The 18,219-nt window shown below is 52.0% G+C and carries 11 protein-coding genes, 1 tRNA gene and 1 pseudogene; 10 read left to right on the top strand and 3 right to left on the bottom strand.

The window, feature by feature from the left end:
* Nucleotides 1-3: 3 nt before the first annotated feature.
* The 3 genes from greA to carA form a co-directional block, all read right to left on the bottom strand.
* Nucleotides 4-477 (bottom strand): transcription elongation factor GreA, encoded by a 474-nt coding sequence (gene greA / locus K355_RS0106450; protein WP_022731298.1) that lies wholly within the window; start codon nt 475-477, stop codon nt 4-6.
* Nucleotides 478-581: 104 nt separating this feature from the next.
* Nucleotides 582-3,824: a carbamoyl-phosphate synthase large subunit gene (gene carB / locus K355_RS0106455; protein ID WP_022731299.1), complete on the bottom strand. Its 3,243-nt coding sequence runs from the start codon at nt 3,822-3,824 to the stop codon at nt 582-584.
* An 86-nt stretch (nt 3,825-3,910) separates the two neighbouring features.
* On the bottom strand, nt 3,911-5,080 hold the full coding sequence (gene carA / locus K355_RS0106460) for a glutamine-hydrolyzing carbamoyl-phosphate synthase small subunit (protein WP_022731300.1): 1,170 nt from the start codon (nt 5,078-5,080) through the stop codon (nt 3,911-3,913).
* Nucleotides 5,081-5,447: 367 nt separating this feature from the next.
* Between carA and K355_RS0106470 the strand changes: the two genes are divergently transcribed.
* From K355_RS0106470 to K355_RS0106515, 10 genes and pseudogenes are all read left to right on the top strand, one after another.
* Nucleotides 5,448-5,903 carry a GatB/YqeY domain-containing protein gene (locus K355_RS0106470; protein WP_022731302.1) on the top strand — a complete coding sequence of 152 codons (456 nt, stop codon included), beginning with the start codon at nt 5,448-5,450 and terminating at the stop codon, nt 5,901-5,903.
* Nucleotides 5,904-6,060: 157 nt separating this feature from the next.
* On the top strand, nt 6,061-7,974 hold the full coding sequence (dnaG, locus tag K355_RS0106475) for a DNA primase (RefSeq protein ID WP_022731303.1): 1,914 nt from the start codon (nt 6,061-6,063) through the stop codon (nt 7,972-7,974).
* A gap of 117 nt (nt 7,975-8,091) precedes the next feature.
* Nucleotides 8,092-10,185 carry an RNA polymerase sigma factor RpoD gene (gene rpoD, locus K355_RS0106480; RefSeq protein WP_022731304.1) on the top strand — a complete coding sequence of 698 codons (2,094 nt, stop codon included), beginning with the start codon at nt 8,092-8,094 and terminating at the stop codon, nt 10,183-10,185.
* Between the two features lie 106 nt (nt 10,186-10,291).
* Nucleotides 10,292-10,368: transfer RNA gene (locus tag K355_RS0106485), tRNA-Ile, on the top strand.
* Nucleotides 10,369-11,339: 971 nt separating this feature from the next.
* Nucleotides 11,340-11,861: a TnsA endonuclease N-terminal domain-containing protein gene (locus K355_RS25020; protein WP_022731306.1), complete on the top strand. Its 522-nt coding sequence runs from the start codon at nt 11,340-11,342 to the stop codon at nt 11,859-11,861.
* Nucleotides 11,858-13,948, top strand: a complete 2,091-nt coding sequence (locus K355_RS0106500; RefSeq protein ID WP_022731307.1) for a Mu transposase C-terminal domain-containing protein — start codon at nt 11,858-11,860, stop codon at nt 13,946-13,948. Before K355_RS25020 ends, K355_RS0106500 begins: the two co-directional genes overlap by 4 nt.
* The gene (locus tag K355_RS0106505; protein WP_147250351.1) at nt 13,905-14,891 is read left to right on the top strand and encodes a TniB family NTP-binding protein; all 987 of its coding nucleotides are present in this window, start codon (nt 13,905-13,907) and stop codon (nt 14,889-14,891) included. The genes K355_RS0106500 and K355_RS0106505 overlap by 44 nt, the downstream gene beginning before the upstream one ends.
* Nucleotides 14,878-15,279: pseudogene (locus tag K355_RS26280) on the top strand (TniQ family protein); the annotation flags it as partial. The gene K355_RS0106505 and the pseudogene K355_RS26280, both read left to right, overlap by 14 nt.
* A gap of 135 nt (nt 15,280-15,414) precedes the next feature.
* Nucleotides 15,415-16,431, top strand: a complete 1,017-nt coding sequence (locus K355_RS0106510; RefSeq protein ID WP_245562916.1) for a hypothetical protein — start codon at nt 15,415-15,417, stop codon at nt 16,429-16,431.
* 173 nt (nt 16,432-16,604) lie between these two features.
* Complete coding sequence (locus K355_RS0106515; RefSeq protein ID WP_022731310.1) at nt 16,605-18,083, top strand: Fic family protein; 1,479 nt, start codon at nt 16,605-16,607, stop codon at nt 18,081-18,083.
* The last annotated feature ends 136 nt before the right edge of the window (nt 18,084-18,219 follow it).

The raw sequence follows: 18,219 nt of genomic DNA on the forward strand, positions 1-18,219 counted from the left end.
CAATCAGGCGAAGTCGACCTTCAAAATTTCATAGCTCTTGGTGCCGCCGGGAACGATCACCTCGACAGAATCACCAACCGACTTGCCAATCAGCGAACGCCCAATCGGGGACGTTGTCGAAATACGACCGGCATTGATGTCAGCCTCGATCGGGCCAACAATCTGATAGGTGGTTTCTTCGTCGGTGTTCTCGTCGACAAGTTCAACCGTTGCCCCGAATTTAACGACGGAACCGGCAAGTGACGGCACATCGATAACTTCGGACCGGCTCAGGACATCTTCCAGCTCGGCAATACGACCTTCGCAGAAACTTTGGCGTTCGCGGGCAGCGTGATATTCGGCATTTTCCGAAAGATCACCATGCTCGCGCGCTTCCGCGATTGCCTTGATGATTTCAAGACGTTCAACGGATTTGCGGTGCTTCAGTTCTTCTTCGAGGCGCTGATGCCCTTGCGGGGTCATTGGTACTTTTTCCATCGCGCTCACAGCCTATTCTTAATTGCGGTCGATACTACAAAATCAACCGCCCGGCATTTACCGCCGGGCGGTCTAAACTCTTTGGTCGGATTCGGTTAAGAACCTCAGTACTTGTCCCCAAGATATTCCTGAAGCGCGCGAACATCAAGTGCTCCGCGTTTCAGGTTGTCGATGGCACGCAAAGTGGCGCGTGCACCGGCGACTGTGGTGTAGTACGGAATATCGTCAGTAAGAGCTGTGCGGCGGATCGAGAAACTGTCGACCACGGCCTGTTTGCTCTCTGTGGTGTTGAATACCAAGTTGATATCACCGTTCTTCATCATGTCGACAACATGAGGACGTCCTTCCTGTACCTTATTGACCGGGGTGACGTCCAGCCCTTCTTTTTCAAGAGCTTCTGCTGTGCCATGGGTGGCAACCACGCCAAAGCCAAGTGCAATCGCATCGCGTGCGAGTTGAACTGCAGCCGGTTTGTCATGGTTTTTGACCGAGATGAAAACGTTGCCTTTAAGCGGCAAGGTATGGCCCGCCGCCATCTGTGCCTTGGCAAAGGCACGGCCAAAATCAGTATCAAGGCCCATGACCTCGCCGGTCGAACGCATTTCCGGGCCAAGCAAGGTGTCAACGCCGGGGAAGCGGTTGAACGGAAGGACAGCTTCCTTGACCGCGATGTGTTTGAACGGACCCGGATCGATGTCAAAGTCGCCGAGTTTTTCACCGGCCATGATCCGCGCACCGATTTTGGCAATCGGGTTGCCGGTGGCCTTGGCAACGAACGGCACCGTACGTGATGCACGCGGATTGACTTCGATCAGATAAATCTCGTCATCCTTGATCGCGAACTGAACATTCATCAGACCGACAACATCAAGCGCCTTGGCCAGTTGAACCGTCTGTGCTTTCAGGCGGTCGATCATGGCCTCATCAAGCGAATAGGGCGGCAGGGAACAGGCCGAGTCACCCGAATGAATACCGGCTTCTTCGATGTGCTGCATGATCCCGGCAACAAAGACGTTTTCGCCGTCTGATACCGCGTCGGCATCAATTTCAATTGCATCTTGCAAGAAACTATCGATCAGAACCGGGCTTTTGCCCGATACCTGAACCGCTTCGTGCATGTAGCGCAGAAGGTCTTCGGTGGTGTGGACTATTTCCATCGCACGACCGCCCAGCACATAAGACGGGCGGATCACAATCGGATAACCGATGCTTTCGGCAATTTTGACGGCTTCATCAACCGACCGTGCAATGCCGTTGGCCGGTTGTTTCAGGCCAAGTTTGTTGATCAGTTCCTGGAACCGGTCGCGATCTTCGGCAAGGTCGATGCTGTCCGGGCTGGTGCCAAGGATCGGAATGCCAGCCTTTTCAAGAGCAGCAGACAGTTTAAGCGGGGTCTGTCCGCCATACTGAACAATCACGCCAAGCAATTCGCCGTTGGTCTGTTCAAGCTGGCACAGCTCAATCACGTCTTCGGCGGTTAGCGGTTCGAAATACAGACGATCTGATGTGTCATAGTCGGTTGAAACCGTTTCCGGGTTGCAGTTGACCATGATCGCTTCGATCCCGGTTTCGCGCAGCGCATAGGCCGCGTGAACACAGCAGTAATCAAATTCGATGCCCTGACCGATCCGGTTTGGGCCACCACCAAGAATGATGACTTTCTTGCGATCAGTGATTTCGGCTTCGTTTTCAGGTTCAAAGAAACCGTCGCCTTCGTACATTGAGTACATGTAGGACGTACGCGACGGGAATTCTGCCGCGCAGGTATCAATGCGTTTATACACCGGGCGCAGGCCAAGGGCCTGACGATCTGCGCGCACATCGTCTTCTTCGCGGCCGACCAGTTCGGCCAGACGCGCGTCCGAGAAGCCAAGCTTTTTAAGGCGCAGCAGGTTCTGTTTGTCTTTCGGGATGCCGTTGGCGCGAACGTTTTCTTCTTCGGTGACCAGCATTTCGATCTGACGCAGGTACCAAGGATCAAACTTGGTCGCCGACTGAATTTCAGCCAAGGTCATGCCGTGACGGAACGCCTGTGCTGCGTAAAGGATACGGAACGGGATTGGCTGGGTCAGTTTGGCGCGGATCGCGGCTTTGTCCGGTGCACCTTCGATTTTAACTTCGTTCAGACCGGTCAAGCCGGTTTCCATTGAACGAAGACCTTTCTGAAGGCTTTCGGCAAAGCTGCCACCGATTGACATGGCCTCACCAACCGACTTCATCGCGGTCCCCAAAAGCGCCTGTGCGCCCGGGAATTTTTCAAACGTGAAGCGCGGGATTTTGGTGACGACATAATCGATGGTCGGCTCGAAGGATGCCGGGGTGACACCGGTAATGTCGTTATCAAGCTCATCAAGCGTATAACCAACGGCAAGCTTGGCAGCAATTTTGGCAATCGGGAAGCCAGTTGCCTTGGACGCCAGTGCCGATGAACGCGAGACACGCGGGTTCATTTCAATGACGATCAGACGGCCATCATCAGGATTAACCGCGAACTGAACGTTTGAACCGCCGGTATCAACACCGATTTCACGCAGTACTGCCAAGGAGGCATCGCGCATGATCTGGTATTCTTTGTCGGTCAGGGTCAATGCCGGGGCGACAGTGATCGAGTCCCCGGTGTGAATGCCCATCGGATCGACGTTTTCAATCGAACAGATGATGATGCAGTTGTCCGCATGGTCGCGCACAACTTCCATCTCATATTCTTTCCAGCCCAGAATGGACTCTTCGATCAGGACCGTATGGGTCGGCGAAATCGCCAGGCCGTTGCGCACGATCTGTTCGAACTCTTCGCGGTTATAGGCAATGCCGCCACCTTCACCGCCAAGGGTAAAGCTTGGGCGAATGATCGCCGGAAGACCGGTGGTTTCAAGAGCTACAACTGCTTCTTCGAAGGTGCGAACCATGGCCGAACGCGCACTTTCAAGGCCGATCTTGTCCATGGCTTCGCGGAACAGCTGACGGTCTTCGGCCTTTTCAATGACGTGCTTTTTCGCGCCGATCATTTCAACGCCGTATTTTTCAAGCGTACCATCATCATGCAGGGCAAGTGCGGTGTTAAGGGCAGTCTGGCCACCCATGGTCGGCAAAAGAACGTCAGGGCGTTCCTTTTCAATGATCTTGGCGACCATGGCCGGGGTGATCGGCTCGATATATGTCGCATCGGCAAGGTTCGGGTCGGTCATGATGGTCGCAGGATTGGAGTTGACCAGAATGACGCGATACCCTTCTTCCTTCAGCGCCTTACAGGCCTGAGCACCGGAATAGTCGAACTCGCAAGCCTGACCGATAACAATCGGGCCAGCACCGATGATGAGAATGGATTTAATGTCTGTACGTTTCGGCATGTCTTTTTCCGCTTTTCGCAGGGCGGGCGCGTCTGCTGCACCGCCTCGTTTAAGTCCGTTAATCGGTTATCTTGGGGCGTGTCCCGTCATCGGGATTTCGCGTCCTCGATCAGACCAACGAAACGTTTGAACAGGTAGTGGCTATCATGCGGTCCCGGGGATGCTTCGGGGTGGTACTGAACCGCAAAGATCGGTTTGTCTTTAACGCGCAAGCCCGCAAGCGATCCGTCAAACAGCGAGAAGTGCGTTGCTTCGACGTGGTCAGGCAGGCTGTCTTTATCAACAACAAAGCCGTGGTTCTGGGATGTGATTTCGACAACACCGGTGGTGGTGTCCTTGACCGGGTGGTTCGCACCACGATGGCCAACATCCATTTTTTGCGTCTTGGCGCCAAGGGCCAGCGCCATCATCTGATGACCAAGGCAGATGCCAAAGACCGGCTTGCCGCTGTCCAGCAATTTTTGAATGGTCGGGACGGCATATGTGCCGGTCGCGGCCGGATCACCCGGACCGTTTGACAGGAACACCCCATCCGGGTTCATCGCCAGAATGTCCTCGGCCGAGGTGTCTGCCGGAACGACCGATACCTTACAGTCAAGGGCGGCGAGGTTGCGCAGAATGTTACGCTTTACACCGTAATCGATGGCAACCACATGGTGCTTGGCATTGCCAAGTGCGCCGTAGCCGCCTTCGCGGGTCCAAAGGGTTTCATCCCATTCGTACCCGGCCTCACAGCTGTTGTCCTTGGCAAGGTCCATGCCCTCAAGTCCCGGCCAGTCGTTGGCCACGGCGATCAGGGCAGGGATATCAAACGTGCCATCGGGGTTGTGGGAAATCACCCCGTTGGGGGCACCTTCATTTCGGATGCGCTTGGTCAGGCGGCGGGTATCAACGCCGGCAATCCCGATCCGGCCATGTTCGGTCAGCCAGTCGTTGAAGTGTTTCTGTGCACGGTAGTTTGACGGCTCGGTGATGTCCTGGCGCAGGATGCAGCCAAGGGCAACCGGTGTGGCCTTTTCGATGTCTTCATCGTTGGTGCCGACATTGCCGATGTGGGGGAAAGTAAAGGTGATCATCTGACCTGCATAGGACGGGTCGGTCATGATTTCCTGATAGCCCGTGATCGAGGTGTTGAAGCAGACTTCACCGACGACCTCTCCTCGGGCACCGACGCCGCGTCCCCAAAATACTGAACCATCTGCAAGAACCAGAACGGCAGAAGCACCAGGAGGCGGGGTGTGCGTGGGGGATGACATTGGCAAATGTCCTTTCGATCTTTCCACGGTGAGACTACGGAGTCTTTATATATAATAATTTCACGCAAGCCGACTCAAACGGCTGCTTTTAACCCGCATACCGGACATGCAGACGTGCCAAGTGTTTTCCAGCATGGATGACTACGCGTTTTGGTTGCGCCAGTCGGGTGTGCTGAAAGCGGGGCGAAGCTTAATCCCGGTAGGCAAATTGGCGGATGTCTACGGGAACGAGGCAGGCCTGTCAAGGATGCATCTAAACTTTTATTTCTCTAGGAAAATCAACGGTTTGAGGTGCGCGGTTTTCTTTGCCTTGGATGGCGTTTTACGCTATGTTCGCTCCTTTGTTCCACAGAATCAGAGATGAGCCATGCTGCGATCGCAGCTTACTGACGCTTTGAAAAAGGCCGTCCTTGCGAAGGATGCCTGCTCCGTAACCACCGTGCGCCTTATTCTGGCAGCACTTAAGGAACGCGATATCGCAGCACGGGGCGAGGGGAATACCGATGGTATTTCCGACGATGATATCGTCATTCTGCTTCAGGCGATGGTAAAACAGCGCCGCGAAAGCATCGAAATGTACACCAAGGGCAATCGCCCGGAATTGGCAGAACAGGAAGCGTCCGAAATCGCCGTGATTGAAACGTTCCTGCCCAAACAGCTTTCCGATGAAGAAATCGAAGACGCTGTGCGCGGTGCCGTTTCCGATCTTGGCGCGACCTGCCTTAAGGACATGGGCCGGACCATGGCTGTTCTGCGTGAACAGTACAGCGGCACCATGGATTTCGGCAAAGCTGGTGGCGTTGCTAAAAAACTTCTGGGTTAACGCCAAGAAGCCTATTTAAATGGAAGCCGGGCGTGTAAAATCGTCCGGCTTTCGTCGTCTCAGGCCTGTCATTGATACAGCAATAAAAAACAGTCTGGGGCAGGGTAATTACCATTTGTGCGGATGATCGCACCAAAATCACGGGATCGGGACAATCATGAGCTTTCCCCAGTCGTTTCTAGACGACCTGCGGGCACGGGTCGATTTGGCGGATGTCGTCGGATCGTCTGTGAAGCTGATCAAGCGTGGCCGGGAATATTCCGGGCTATGTCCGTTCCATTCTGAAAAATCTCCCTCCTTTACGGTCAACGACCAAAAAGGTTTCTATCACTGCTTTGGCTGTGGGGCGCATGGCGATGTCATCAGCTTTGTGATGAATACCCGTGGCCTGACCTTTGTCGAGGCGGTCGAAGTGCTGGCCAATCAGGCTGGCATGGATGTGCCCAAGCAATCGCGCGAAGCCCAGGAACGCGAACAAAAAGCCAAAACCCTGTATGAGGTGATGGAAGTCGCCTGTGTGTTCTTTGAACGCATGCTGCGCATGCCCGAGGGCAAGGAAGGTTTGGAGTATTTCCGCCGACGCGGTCTGGATGATAAAACCATTGGCGATTTCCGCCTTGGCTTTGCGCCCGATAATCGTGGGGCGCTGAAGGCCGCACTTAAGCGCGAAGAAATCGACGAAAAGCTGATGATCGAAGCCGGACTTTTGATCGAACCCGAAGATAGCGGGCGGCAAAGCTATGACCGGTTCCGTGGCCGGGTGATGTTTCCCATCCTTGATCGTCGGGGTCGCGTGGTGGCCTTTGGTGGTCGTGTCATGGGGGATGGCAAGCCAAAATACCTCAACAGTCCGGATACGCCGTTGTTTCATAAGGGGCGGTTGTTGTATGGCCTGCCGCAGGCGCGCGAAGCATCGCAGAACGATGCACCGATTATCGTGACCGAAGGTTACATGGATGTCATTGCCCTGCACCGGGCGGGATATCGCGGGGCCGTCGCCCCACTCGGCACAGCGGTCACCGAAGAACAAATCGGCGAGCTTTGGAAAATGACCAACGAGCCGGTGATGTGTCTTGACGGTGATGCGGCGGGCAAACGGGCGGCTGTACGTGCCGCAGAACGCGCACTGCCGATCCTGCGCCCCGGCAAGTCACTGGTGTTTTCCATCCTGCCCGAAGGCGAAGATCCTGATACCATGATGGCCGCCCCCGACGGGTTTGCGACGTTCCAGAAAATTATTGATACGGCAGTTCCGTTGGCCGAGTTGATCTGGCGCATGGAATTGTCGGGGCGCAAGATTGATACCCCCGAACGGCGTGCTGCCCTTGAGGCCGACCTTCATCAGCGGATTTCCGTGATTGCCGATGACGCGGTTAAATCGCAGTACCGATCCATGTTTAATGATCGCACGTGGAAATTGTTTAAGGGCGAAAAACCCGGAAAACCGACCGGTCGTGGTGGTTATGGCGGTGGATTTTCGGGGGGCTCGGCGGGCGGTTATCAAAATAAAAAACCGGGCCGGGCTGGCAAACGCGGGAAAAATGACCATTTCTGGGGTCCGGCCGGTAAAGCGGTGCCGGGGATGTCGCGTCCACCCATGCAAAAGAAGCGTGACCTGCAAGACTCGATCCTGCTGGTGACGCTGATCAACCATCCTCATCTGCATGATGAGGTCGGTGAACAGCTCGGAATCTACAGTTGTGCAGACTCCGAGCTTGACAATCTTCGTCGGGCCGTCTTAAAGCTGCTTGACGATGATCCTGGACTTGATTCTGATACGATCAAGGCCCAATTGAAGCGCGACGGGCTGTCAGAGACAGTTTTGCGGGTGGTTAGTGCGGATATTATAGCGCACGCTGCTTTCGCCAAGTCCGAAACGCCGCTTGAACGGGCCCGAACGGGTTGGAAACAGGTTTTTTCCATGGCTGTAAGCTCCCTGGAGGACGAAGAGGCAAAATACGCCGTCCGACAGTTGGCAGCAGATACCAGCGAGGAAGAATGGGAGAGGTTTTCTCACAGACGTGAGGATCTCGCTCGTCGCCGGGAGAAAGTGTTTAAGCTCGACGACTGATCTTTGGGTGCGGTGCACGCCGGATCAGCGATCGGGCTATTTGTGATTTGCGCTGAGAATACAGTGCTTGGGACAACAACGGTACAGAACATGTACCCAGCGGGAAACGGGGAATAGATGTCGTCTAAGACTTCGAACGCTGAAGAGAAAAAGAACTCTTCTGAAAACGCAGACGGACCTCTTCTCGATACATATAAGTCGGCCATCAAAAAGCTCATTGCCAAGGGCAAAGAGAAAGGCCACATCTCGGTCGATGAATTGAATGCGGCATTGCCGTCAGAGCATTTCTCGTCGGAACAAATCGAAGACGTGATGAGCAATCTCAATGAGATGGGCATCAATGTTATCGATGGTGACGATTCAGATGATAACGACAGCGAGGAAGCAGAAGCTGATCCGCGTGGTAATATCTCTGAAGACGATGTGGGCCGTACCGATGATCCGGTGCGTATGTATCTGCGCGAAATGGGCAGTGTCGAGCTGCTGTCGCGCGAAGGCGAAATTGCCATTGCCAAACGTATCGAGGCCGGTCGTGACATGATGATTGGCGGGATTTGCGAATCCCCGCTGACCATTCGCGCGATTGTCAATTGGCATGACCAGCTTCAGGCTGGTGAGCTTTTACTGCGCGATGTCATTGACCTTGAGACCACCTATGGCGGTGGCCCGGATGCGGAAATTGCCGCACAGGAAAGTGACGGCGAAGAAGCCGATGCCGAGGAAGTCGATCCGGAAGCAGATGTCGAAAGTTTCGACAGTGCCAATGACGACGACGATGATGAGGCCGAAACCGAAACCCCGCACACCATTGGTGAAGAGGAAGAGGAGGACGACGAAGACGAGTCCGAGACTTCTGAAAAATCCGATGATGATGACGAGGAAGAAGAACAGGCTCAGGGTCCACGCGACAGCGATGAAGACGATGACGAGAACGAGCAGGTCAATGTCTCTCTGTCCAAAATGGAAGAAGAGCTGACCGAGCAGGTTCTTGAGAAGTTTGAGCTGATTGCGAAGACCTACGAGAAACTCCATAAAGCCCAGGAACAGCGTCTTGTTGCGCATAATAAGGGCGAGGCCGTGCCGGCCGCGACCGAAAAGCGCTACAACAAGCTTAAGAACGAGATGGTCGACCTGATGGAAGATGTTCATCTGAACAACTTCCGGATTGAAGAGCTTCTCGATCACCTGACCGGCTTGAATAACCGTTTGCTTGGCCTTGAAGGTAAGCTTCTGCGCTTTGCCGACCGCTGCAAAATCAAGCGTCCTGATTTCGTTAAACAGTATCAGGGCAACGAGCTTGACCCGAACTGGATGGAACGTGTTTCGGGTCTGCCGGGCAAGGGCTGGAAAGCCTTTATCGAACGCTATCCGGATGAAATTGCCAATTTGCGCGAAGGCATCGGTGGTGTTTCCGCCGAAGTTGGTTTGCCGATTGGTGAATTCCGCCGCGTTTATGGCGTGGTGAACAAGGGTGAACGCGAAGCAGGCCGCGCAAAGAAAGAGATGATCGAGGCCAACCTGCGTCTTGTGATCTCGATTGCCAAAAAATACACCAACCGTGGTCTTCAGTTCCTCGACCTTATTCAGGAAGGCAACATCGGCCTGATGAAGGCGGTGGATAAATTTGAATACCGCCGTGGGTATAAATTCTCGACCTATGCGACCTGGTGGATCCGTCAGGCGATCACGCGTTCTATTGCCGATCAGGCCCGTACGATCCGTATTCCGGTTCACATGATAGAGACCATCAACAAACTTGTGCGCACCTCGCGTCAGATGTTGCATGAAATCGGCCGTGAACCGACCCCCGAAGAGCTGGCTGAAAAACTTCAGATGCCGCTTGAAAAGGTTCGCAAGGTTCTGAAAATTGCCAAAGAGCCTATCTCTCTCGAAACCCCGATCGGGGACGAGGAAGACAGCCATCTGGGCGATTTCATTGAGGATAAAAACGCTGTTCAACCGCTTGATGCGGCGATCCAGGCAAACTTGCGTGAAACTACCACGCGGGTTCTGGCGTCCCTCACCCCGCGTGAAGAACGTGTTCTGAGGATGCGTTTCGGGATTGGTATGAACACCGATCACACGCTCGAAGAGGTTGGTCAGCAGTTCTCTGTGACCCGTGAACGTATTCGTCAGATTGAAGCAAAAGCGCTGCGGAAGCTCAAACATCCGTCACGCTCACGCAAATTGCGTTCGTTCCTCGATTATTAAGAAATAACACGACGTTCGGGCTTGACCTTGGCCCGAAAATCGCTAGTTTTCGGGACCGCACCAGTAATCTGGTGCGGTCTTTTCTATACCCCGTCTTGTTTCTTGGGGGCCCGTAGCTCAATTGGTTAGAGCCGACCGCTCATAACGGTCTGGTTGGGGGTTCAAGTCCCTCCGGGCCTACCATTTTTTCGATGTCGAGTGCCACAAAAGTTGAAATTTTCGCCAGAGAAGATGAAATTCTCGCCGGAAATGATGAAACTGGCACTCGACAATGCCTCTGTTGGCAAAAGAGCTTTGGATAAATAAAGCTCGTTTCCCGTGATCATAATTCACTATCTTCGTTGGCCGAATTGTATGGCCGATCTTAAATGATCGGTTCCCTTACCTTTGTGTGAACGAATATTCAGCTCCGGTCTGATGGGCATTCACGGACAATTTTCTGCATTTAAGCGAAATTGTTTCTTCGAGTCCCTACCTATTCCCAAACCTCTGAAAATTTTGATGCCGAAATAATTGTCCCAGGCAAAATTTTTTTGATCTCAATATCGGAGCGTCTGAGAGAACGTTCTGGCTTTTTGTCGCGCTATATTCTGAATTTTGAATAGGAGGCTGATACGTCTCTTACAATGTATCAACCTCTCGAAATTGGGGACGAAGACCGCAGCTTCCCATCCTGTCTTTTCGCAAAATGCAAAAAGACATTGTATCGCTACCTTCTCAAAAAAATACCAGTTCACGCATAAAGAACGGCCATCGAAACGGCTCAGAAAATTGTGAGTGGTGTGGGTAAGGTCGTATGGAAATGAGGGGGCCTTGACCTTTAGGTGATCAGCCGGAAACATTCTTTCCAACGAAAACAACCCATGAGGCCCAAAACGCAAAAACCGCCCCAGAATGTCTGAGACGGTTCGTTACGTCGCTAACGCGAGTATGTGTGACAACTTCTCCTTTAGCACGTTCCCTCCGCTCAGGCAAGCATTGCGTGTCAAGCACGCCACAGGACCACTTTGCCTAAATTCAGCGATGAGGAGAATGATATTCACAAGCCAGGACGGAGGGTAGTAACCCCCAGTAAAGGCCGTGTCGTAGGCCGTTTCTTTAGCAGCAGGAACAGGCGTTCAGTTCCATGGGAATCTCAGCTCGAACGGGATTGCATGAGAATTTTGGATATCCTGCCCGAGGTGGAGGCGTACTGGTCGCAGCCGGGCGGGTTCATTTACGAGTTTGCCGGGAAACAGCGGATTTACTACCCGGATATCGAGGTCAAAACTCGCACGGGACGTAAATTCATCGAAGTCAAGCCGAACGATAAACTCTTAAAAGGTGACACATTCGATAGGTTTGAAGTCATCCGGCTTGTACTTCAGGGTGAGGGATATTCTTTCGAAGTATGGACTGAAGACCAAATTCGCCCAGAACCCTTGGTCTCAAACGTTGACCTCCTGCAACCTTATCGTCTGCTAGGTGGAACAATATATTCCACCATTTCGATCGCACGTGCCTTCGGTGGAAGAAAACGGATATCAATCGGTGAACTTGCGCGGCAAATAAGTGCGGATAACGCATTTGAGGCCGTATTGCCTTATATCGCGGAAGGCAAACTTTGTGTCGATCTCAACAAGCCTATAACCGCGGACAGCCTCGTATGGTTTTACGACGGGGAGATCGAACAATGACAATGATCCATATTCCCGTGAACTCTCGAGTTCGTTTAGACGAGGCAGTTTATAAAGTCACTTGCCACACCGAAACCGGTGAGTTGAACCTCACATGTTGTCAAACAGGTAAGCCTCTTCTGATCTCCACGCGCGAAATGGTGGAAAAAATCATCGACGGTGAAGCGTCAATAGAGCAGCAAGTTCCTGAAACGATGCTCAAGTTAAAAGGTCAAATTGAAAAACGGTTTGATGCTTTTAATGAGAGGGACAAGGCAGTTGCGCGCGAACGGCTAAGTTATGTTGAAAAAGTCGATGAGCATCTTGCCGAGAGCAACTTAACAACAGCCATAAATGACGTGATCCAGAGCGCAGTGACGGGCGGGATTTCCTTGCCGCCAAGTTTCACTGCAATTTGGAGATGGTATGATGCCTGGATTAAAGGTGGGCGGAACATCACGGCCCTCCTTCCTCGGCACCATGCGAAGGGGCGACGACCGACATGTCTGTGCAACCGGTCGTTTGAAATACTTCAGGAAGTTATCGAGGATCACTACCTCATCCGAACCCCGAAGACGAAACTCAGCGTTTTCAAGCTGTTTAAAGGCCGGTTGGTAAAAGAGAACAAGCTTCATCCAGAAGCTGGACGCATGCACATACCCTCTTCACGAAGCATCTACCGTTTTCTTGCGGGGCTTGATCCCTATGAAGTGATGGCAGCCCAGAAGGGACGAAAGGAAGCAGACAAGGTTTTCGCTCCCGTCGGGTTAGGCCTCGTCGCCAGATTTCCTTTGCACATTGTGGAGGTGGATCATCACTTTATTGACCTCACTCTGAGCTCACAAGTAGGCGATGTCATAGGAAAGCCTTGGTTGACGCTGGCTGTAGATGTTTACAGTCGAATGCCAGTGGGGCTCTACATTAGCTTCGAAGCGCCGAGCTATGTTTCGGTTATGCATTGTTTGAAGAATGCAATCCTGCCCAAAGAACAATACCTTGAGCGGGTGTTGGAGCAATTCAAAGCCCAATCCGCTACGGTGCTGGACGCCAAGTTCTCGTCGGACTGGCCGTGTTTTGGTTTGATGGACACTTTGGTGCTCGACAATGGTTTGGAATTCCATTCGCAAGATTTACAGGATAGTTGCAGTCAACTAGGTGTTTCGCTGGAGTACAACCCAGCTCGAAAACCTCACTATAAGGGTGTAGTTGAGCGTTTTTTCGGAACGTTAAATACCAAGCTGATCCACACCTTGCCCGGCACAACATTCTCCAATCCTCGACAGAGAGGTGACTATCCGTCTGAGAAGGCTGCTTGTTTAACGATTGAGGATTTGGAGTTCCTGCTAACCAAATTCATCGTCGATGATCATGCTCTGACAATTCACTCTGAGTTGGATCAGCTTCCGCTGAAGAAATGGCAGGCTGGCGTGCAGAAACATCCGGTTCGCTTCATCTCCGACCAGCAAGACCTGTCAGTATTGCTGTTCAAGGTGAACCTAAGAAAGCTGACCCGAGCCGGTATCAAGATCATGGGGTTGAGCTATCAGTCGGATGCCGTGCAGATGCTTCGGCAGCGTCTGATGAAAAATGGATCAGGGAAGAAAGTAAACCCGAACGTTCGCGTCAAATTCGATCCCGAGGACTTGTCGACGATCTTTGTCGAGGACCCTCATGCGAAGGTTTTCCTCCCAGTCACATGCATTTATGAGACATATGCGTTGCAACTATCGATTTGGCGTCATCGCATTATCCGCAAAGCGATGCTCAAGCAAAAGCTCGACCTGAGAAAATCCTCGGAAGATGAATTTCTCGAAGTGCGGCAGTCATTGTTCGAAGTGGCTGAAGATCTCATTAAAAGTCGCCAGAAAAGGAAACGCAAGGCGGCCAATCGTGTCAGCAGCGAGGAAAGGAAAGCCGGCAACGAGAATGGTCCGCTGCCTGCTTCGGACGAGTCTTCTGAAGATGACAATGACGATTTCATGCCAGATACCGAATTTACTTCACCATTTCAGTCGCCTGAAGAACTTGACGAGGAATTGAAACGACGGGGATGGAGGTCTTCTCGTGCGGGAAGGCAAAGCCGTGATGGGGGTGAAGCTGATGCATGAGTTCGAGAAACTTCTTACCGAAGAGCAGGCTATTAAACTTGCAGCATTTCGGGATCGCAGGATTGCACATGATGCCTTTCAGGATGCGCTGACCAAAATTGCGAATTTCCATCAAACAGGACGTCATGCTGCCCGGCCAGGAATTCTGACAATGGTAGGTGAAACAGGTGCGGGAAAGACATCCATCATTGAAGATTACTGCAATCTTCACAACGAGAGCGGCCAATTCAAGAAGGTACTGTTCGTTATTGTACCTGAGAGTTGTACGATCAAGAACCTTGCCGCGAGCATACTCATGGCTCTAGGAGACCTGTCGAGTGTGAAAGGCACCCGGCAGGACATGGAGCTTCGGATCAAAGACTACGTTGATCGCACGGGTGTCGAGATGCTGATCTTTGATGAGTTTCAGCATCTGACCAACCGCGGGAGTGCAAAACGACAGTACGATGCGGCAGACTGGTTAAAAACTCAGGTAGAGATATTGCGCAAACCGATCGTGTTTGCGGGGTTACCTGAAGTTCATAACATTTTCGCACTGAACCCTCAGCTCGAGACGAGAAGAAACGGCAAGATAGGCATTGTGCCCTTTGATCTTGATACGGACGAAAACCGCAGGTCCGTCTTCCTATTCTTTCATATGCTGAACAAGCACTTGCCACTCCCAAGGCCTGAGCTTTCAGCTTTGAATGATCCAAACGCGATCAAATATGTGGTCGACGAGAATAAAGGACTTCTCGGTCACATGATGAAAGCTGTCTATCGTGCGACCGAGAAAGCAGTGATTGAGGGAGATGAGACACTCCGGTTTCGCCATCTACAAGATGCTGTGCAGGAATTGGGACCTGTGACCTTCGAGGTTGGGCAAGCAACGATCCGTCCTGGGAAAAAGAAGAAACCAAGGGACAAAGATGGAGGAAAGGCCGATATCTATGACCTCCTCTAGATCCCTCCTTTTTAAATCGCCTCCGATCCAAAACGAGAGTCTGGTCGGCTATCTGATCAGAATAGCTGAACTGAACCGGTATCCACGCATGTCTTGGATCGGAAACTTGGCCGGGGTTAATCTCACGGAAGAAACCTTGTCCAAGATGAGTAACCGTCTCGGGCGCTTAGCTAAAGTTGTTGGCGCTTCGGATGCGGAGATGAAGTCCCTCTGCTACTACGTAAGTGCGAAGGGAAACAATCTACACGTTATCCTGTCGATGGGAGAAATTATCCCCAAACAATACCTTTACTGGCCAAGTCAACGTGTCTGTTTTTCATGCTTGCGCGAAAAAGGCTTCGTTTCGGGTTTGTGGGATCTGAAAGCCGTTACGCACTGTCCGGAACATGGTGAATTGTTGCGTGACGCCTGTCCTGCTTGCAAGGAGCCCGTAACTTTCAACAGGGGGCGCATAGCCCCCTGTCTACCCGGGTGTCAGTATAGAGGTCACGGAAGTGAGTGCCCGGACTCAGTCAGAGCACTCATGCAACTCATCTCCAACAAGTTCCTTGGTACCAAATTCGATTTGACCGAGTTCGGCTTTCCTAAACAGGTTGTGGATGGTGATCTTTATACGCTTCTACAGACCATATCCTTCTTGGCGATGCGCTCCTGGCGTGGAGAAGGCGATATCGACCATGGATGGTTGGAAGTAAGACCAGAAACCATGATTGAAAAGATGGATCATGCTTCCGGCGCATTGGTTAACTGGCCTTCCGGGTATTTCAAATTCCTAGATGATGTCTGTGCGGGTAAAGGTGCGCCCAATGGTGCAATTGTGATGCACTGGATGTTCGGTGGTTTTTACAAAAGCTTGGTTTCACGGCAAAAGGAGTTGGGGTTCCTGTTTGACGGGCTTCAGGATTACATGAACCGTCGACTGAAGGATCGCATTTTGACAGGCAGAGGGTGTCCTTCTGTACTGAAGAAGCGTGACCGACGGATTTATGTGCCGGGCTTTATTGCTCGAAAGCAATTGGGCGTTGGTCGTCAGGAATTTAAACGCCTTGTCGACCGGCATTACCTTCAGAGCAAACCTTTCGACACCAGCTATGGTAAGATGATCTGTGTGCATCGTGACAGCGTGCGGGAATATGCCGAAACCAGATCACGTTTTGTCGGAAGAAAGGAGCTTGCAGAAGAGCTCGGTCTGTCCCTTCACTCGCTCTACAGTCTGAGTACCGGAAGCATTCTTAATCCATTTCATTCGCCCGAAAAGGACGGTTGGCAAAAGTGGTGGTATGACAGGAAAGCCGTCGATGAATGGTTGGATGGTTTGCGAGAAAACGCCAAGCGACCGCCTAAAGGCAAAAGAACGATCCAGTTGTCTCGAGCTGTCGCCAAGTACAATCATATGGGCCTGACATATAGCAAATTGTTCAATGCCATAAATCACGGGGCGCTGAGATTATATCGTCGGCGACTGGATACTGAAAATCTGCTGGAATATTATTCCTTGGACGAGGCTCAACTAAGTAAGTGGTACCTGGCTCGCGGCTAGATATGTGGCATCGATTTTCACATAGCAAGCATTCGCTAGTTGGAAATATCTGAGCTTTGAATAGCTTTTTTGACGATCCTTATTCGTATATTTGTCAATAAATCCATATCTTATTGTTGAGTTTGTCCAAAAAATGCTTGGGCTATTCATGCTTATTGGCGGAATTGTTGTATATGCAGTCGTTAAAAAATCTGCCTGAACTTTTCACGACGTCACCATCGTCGCGGCAGATTATTTCCTATGCACTAAAGACGAACAGAGTGAGATGGCTGGCGCGCGGGCTATATACCAAGGATATAGATACACCGCTCAAGGACTATGTGCGCCGTCATCTTTGGGAAATCGTATCAAAGCTATACTCAGAACCTGTTCTTGACGGGCGCACAGCCCTTCAGAATGGGCCAGCCAATGATGGGTGCATATTTCTCGTCACCTCAACTGGCCGGGATACTGTTCTGCCTGGTTTGACCATTCATGTCCGCCGTGGACATGCGCCGCTCTCAGACGACACCAGAACCAGAAAAGGCGTATATATCCCGAGCCCGACACGCGCCCTGATCGAGAACATGGTTCCGTCCCGTGCCTCTTCGCGGCGTGTCGCGCGAACATATAATCAGGATGAACTCGAGGCGTATCTAGAAGCCTATTTGGAGCGGTATGGGGAAGACGGCCTAAGCCGGTTGCGCGGTCAGGTATCTGCGGTCGGACAGCAGTTGGGAATGACACAGGAAGCTGAAAAGCTTGATCAACTCATTGGTGCCCTGCTCGGTGCAAATAATGTGCTCCCAGAAGTTGCCAGGCGAACAGACAAGGGCGAAACCAGGATTGATGCTGATCGTGTGGTGCTGTTTGAAAAGCTATTTACGGCACTGCACGAGTTCATCCCCTCCGATCGCCCAGTCTCTGCCATAAACCCAGCCAAAAATGAGCTGAGTGCTTTCTATGAGGCTTACTTTTCTAATTTCATTGAGGGAATTAAATTCGACGTAGAGGAGGCGCGGGATATCATCTTTACAAACAAGATTCCCGAGGGGCGTTTAGAGGATGCTAAGGGCCTTTTCGGGACGTGGCAGGTGGTTTCCGGTGCGGCACACATGTCTTCGCCCCCAACGAGCTTTGACGCCTTTATTCGCCAATTAAGAACAGATCACGCTAGCGTCATGCAGGGGCATTCAGGCAAGAACCCTGGTGTGTTCAAGGCCAAAGCCAACATGGCAGGAGACTATGTATTTGTGTCTCCCGAAAAGGTGACGGGCACCCTGGAAGAGGGATTTGCCATGCTTGATGAGCTTAAGGGTGGATTTAGGCGTGGCGTGTTTGCCATGTTCCTGATCAGTGAGGTGCATCCCTTCGATGATGGCAATGGACGGATGGCGCGCATTGCCATGAACAGAGAAATGTCGGCTGATAATCAGTCGAGAGCTATAATCCCCCCTGTATTTCGAGATACATATTTTGCTGGCTTGAGAAGTATGTCCCGAGTGGGAAATACAGCGGCCCTGATCCGTATGCTTGATTTTGCTCAGCTTTGGACATCTGAGGTGCTGTGGCAGGATTGGGCTGAAACGCGCAGCATTCTTGAGGCATGTAATGCGTTTCTGGAGCCGGAAGAGGCGAATGAGCACTATCTGCGCCTTGAACGTCCGCGATAGGTTCATCGCGTGCCATAGGCCGGACGCGGGCTCAATTCAAGCCAGCAACTTCATTAAAGTTATATTCAGTCGACTAGATGATTTCTCGTCCGACCCTGGGAGACGCTTCTAGCCATTCACTGTGTGTGTTTGCTTG

Origin of the sequence: Thalassospira lucentensis MCCC 1A00383 = DSM 14000, from assembly GCF_000421265.1 — a bacterium.
Taxonomy (GTDB): domain Bacteria; phylum Pseudomonadota; class Alphaproteobacteria; order Rhodospirillales; family Thalassospiraceae; genus Thalassospira; species Thalassospira lucentensis.

Excerpts from the sequence above, each read along its gene's own strand:
- greA (WP_022731298.1), bottom strand. The coding sequence starts at position 477 with ATGGAAAAAGTACCAATGACCCCGCAAGGGCATCAGCGCCTCGAAGAA.
- carB (WP_022731299.1), bottom strand. The coding sequence starts at position 3,824 with ATGCCGAAACGTACAGACATTAAATCCATTCTCATCATCGGTGCTGGC.
- carA (WP_022731300.1), bottom strand. The coding sequence starts at position 5,080 with ATGTCATCCCCCACGCACACCCCGCCTCCTGGTGCTTCTGCCGTTCTG.
- K355_RS0106470 (WP_022731302.1), top strand. The coding sequence starts at position 5,448 with ATGCTGCGATCGCAGCTTACTGACGCTTTGAAAAAGGCCGTCCTTGCG.
- dnaG (WP_022731303.1), top strand. The coding sequence starts at position 6,061 with ATGAGCTTTCCCCAGTCGTTTCTAGACGACCTGCGGGCACGGGTCGAT.
- rpoD (WP_022731304.1), top strand. The coding sequence starts at position 8,092 with ATGTCGTCTAAGACTTCGAACGCTGAAGAGAAAAAGAACTCTTCTGAA.
- K355_RS25020 (WP_022731306.1), top strand. The coding sequence starts at position 11,340 with ATGAGAATTTTGGATATCCTGCCCGAGGTGGAGGCGTACTGGTCGCAG.
- K355_RS0106500 (WP_022731307.1), top strand. The coding sequence starts at position 11,858 with ATGACAATGATCCATATTCCCGTGAACTCTCGAGTTCGTTTAGACGAG.
- K355_RS0106510 (WP_245562916.1), top strand. The coding sequence starts at position 15,415 with ATGCAACTCATCTCCAACAAGTTCCTTGGTACCAAATTCGATTTGACC.
- K355_RS0106515 (WP_022731310.1), top strand. The coding sequence starts at position 16,605 with ATGCAGTCGTTAAAAAATCTGCCTGAACTTTTCACGACGTCACCATCG.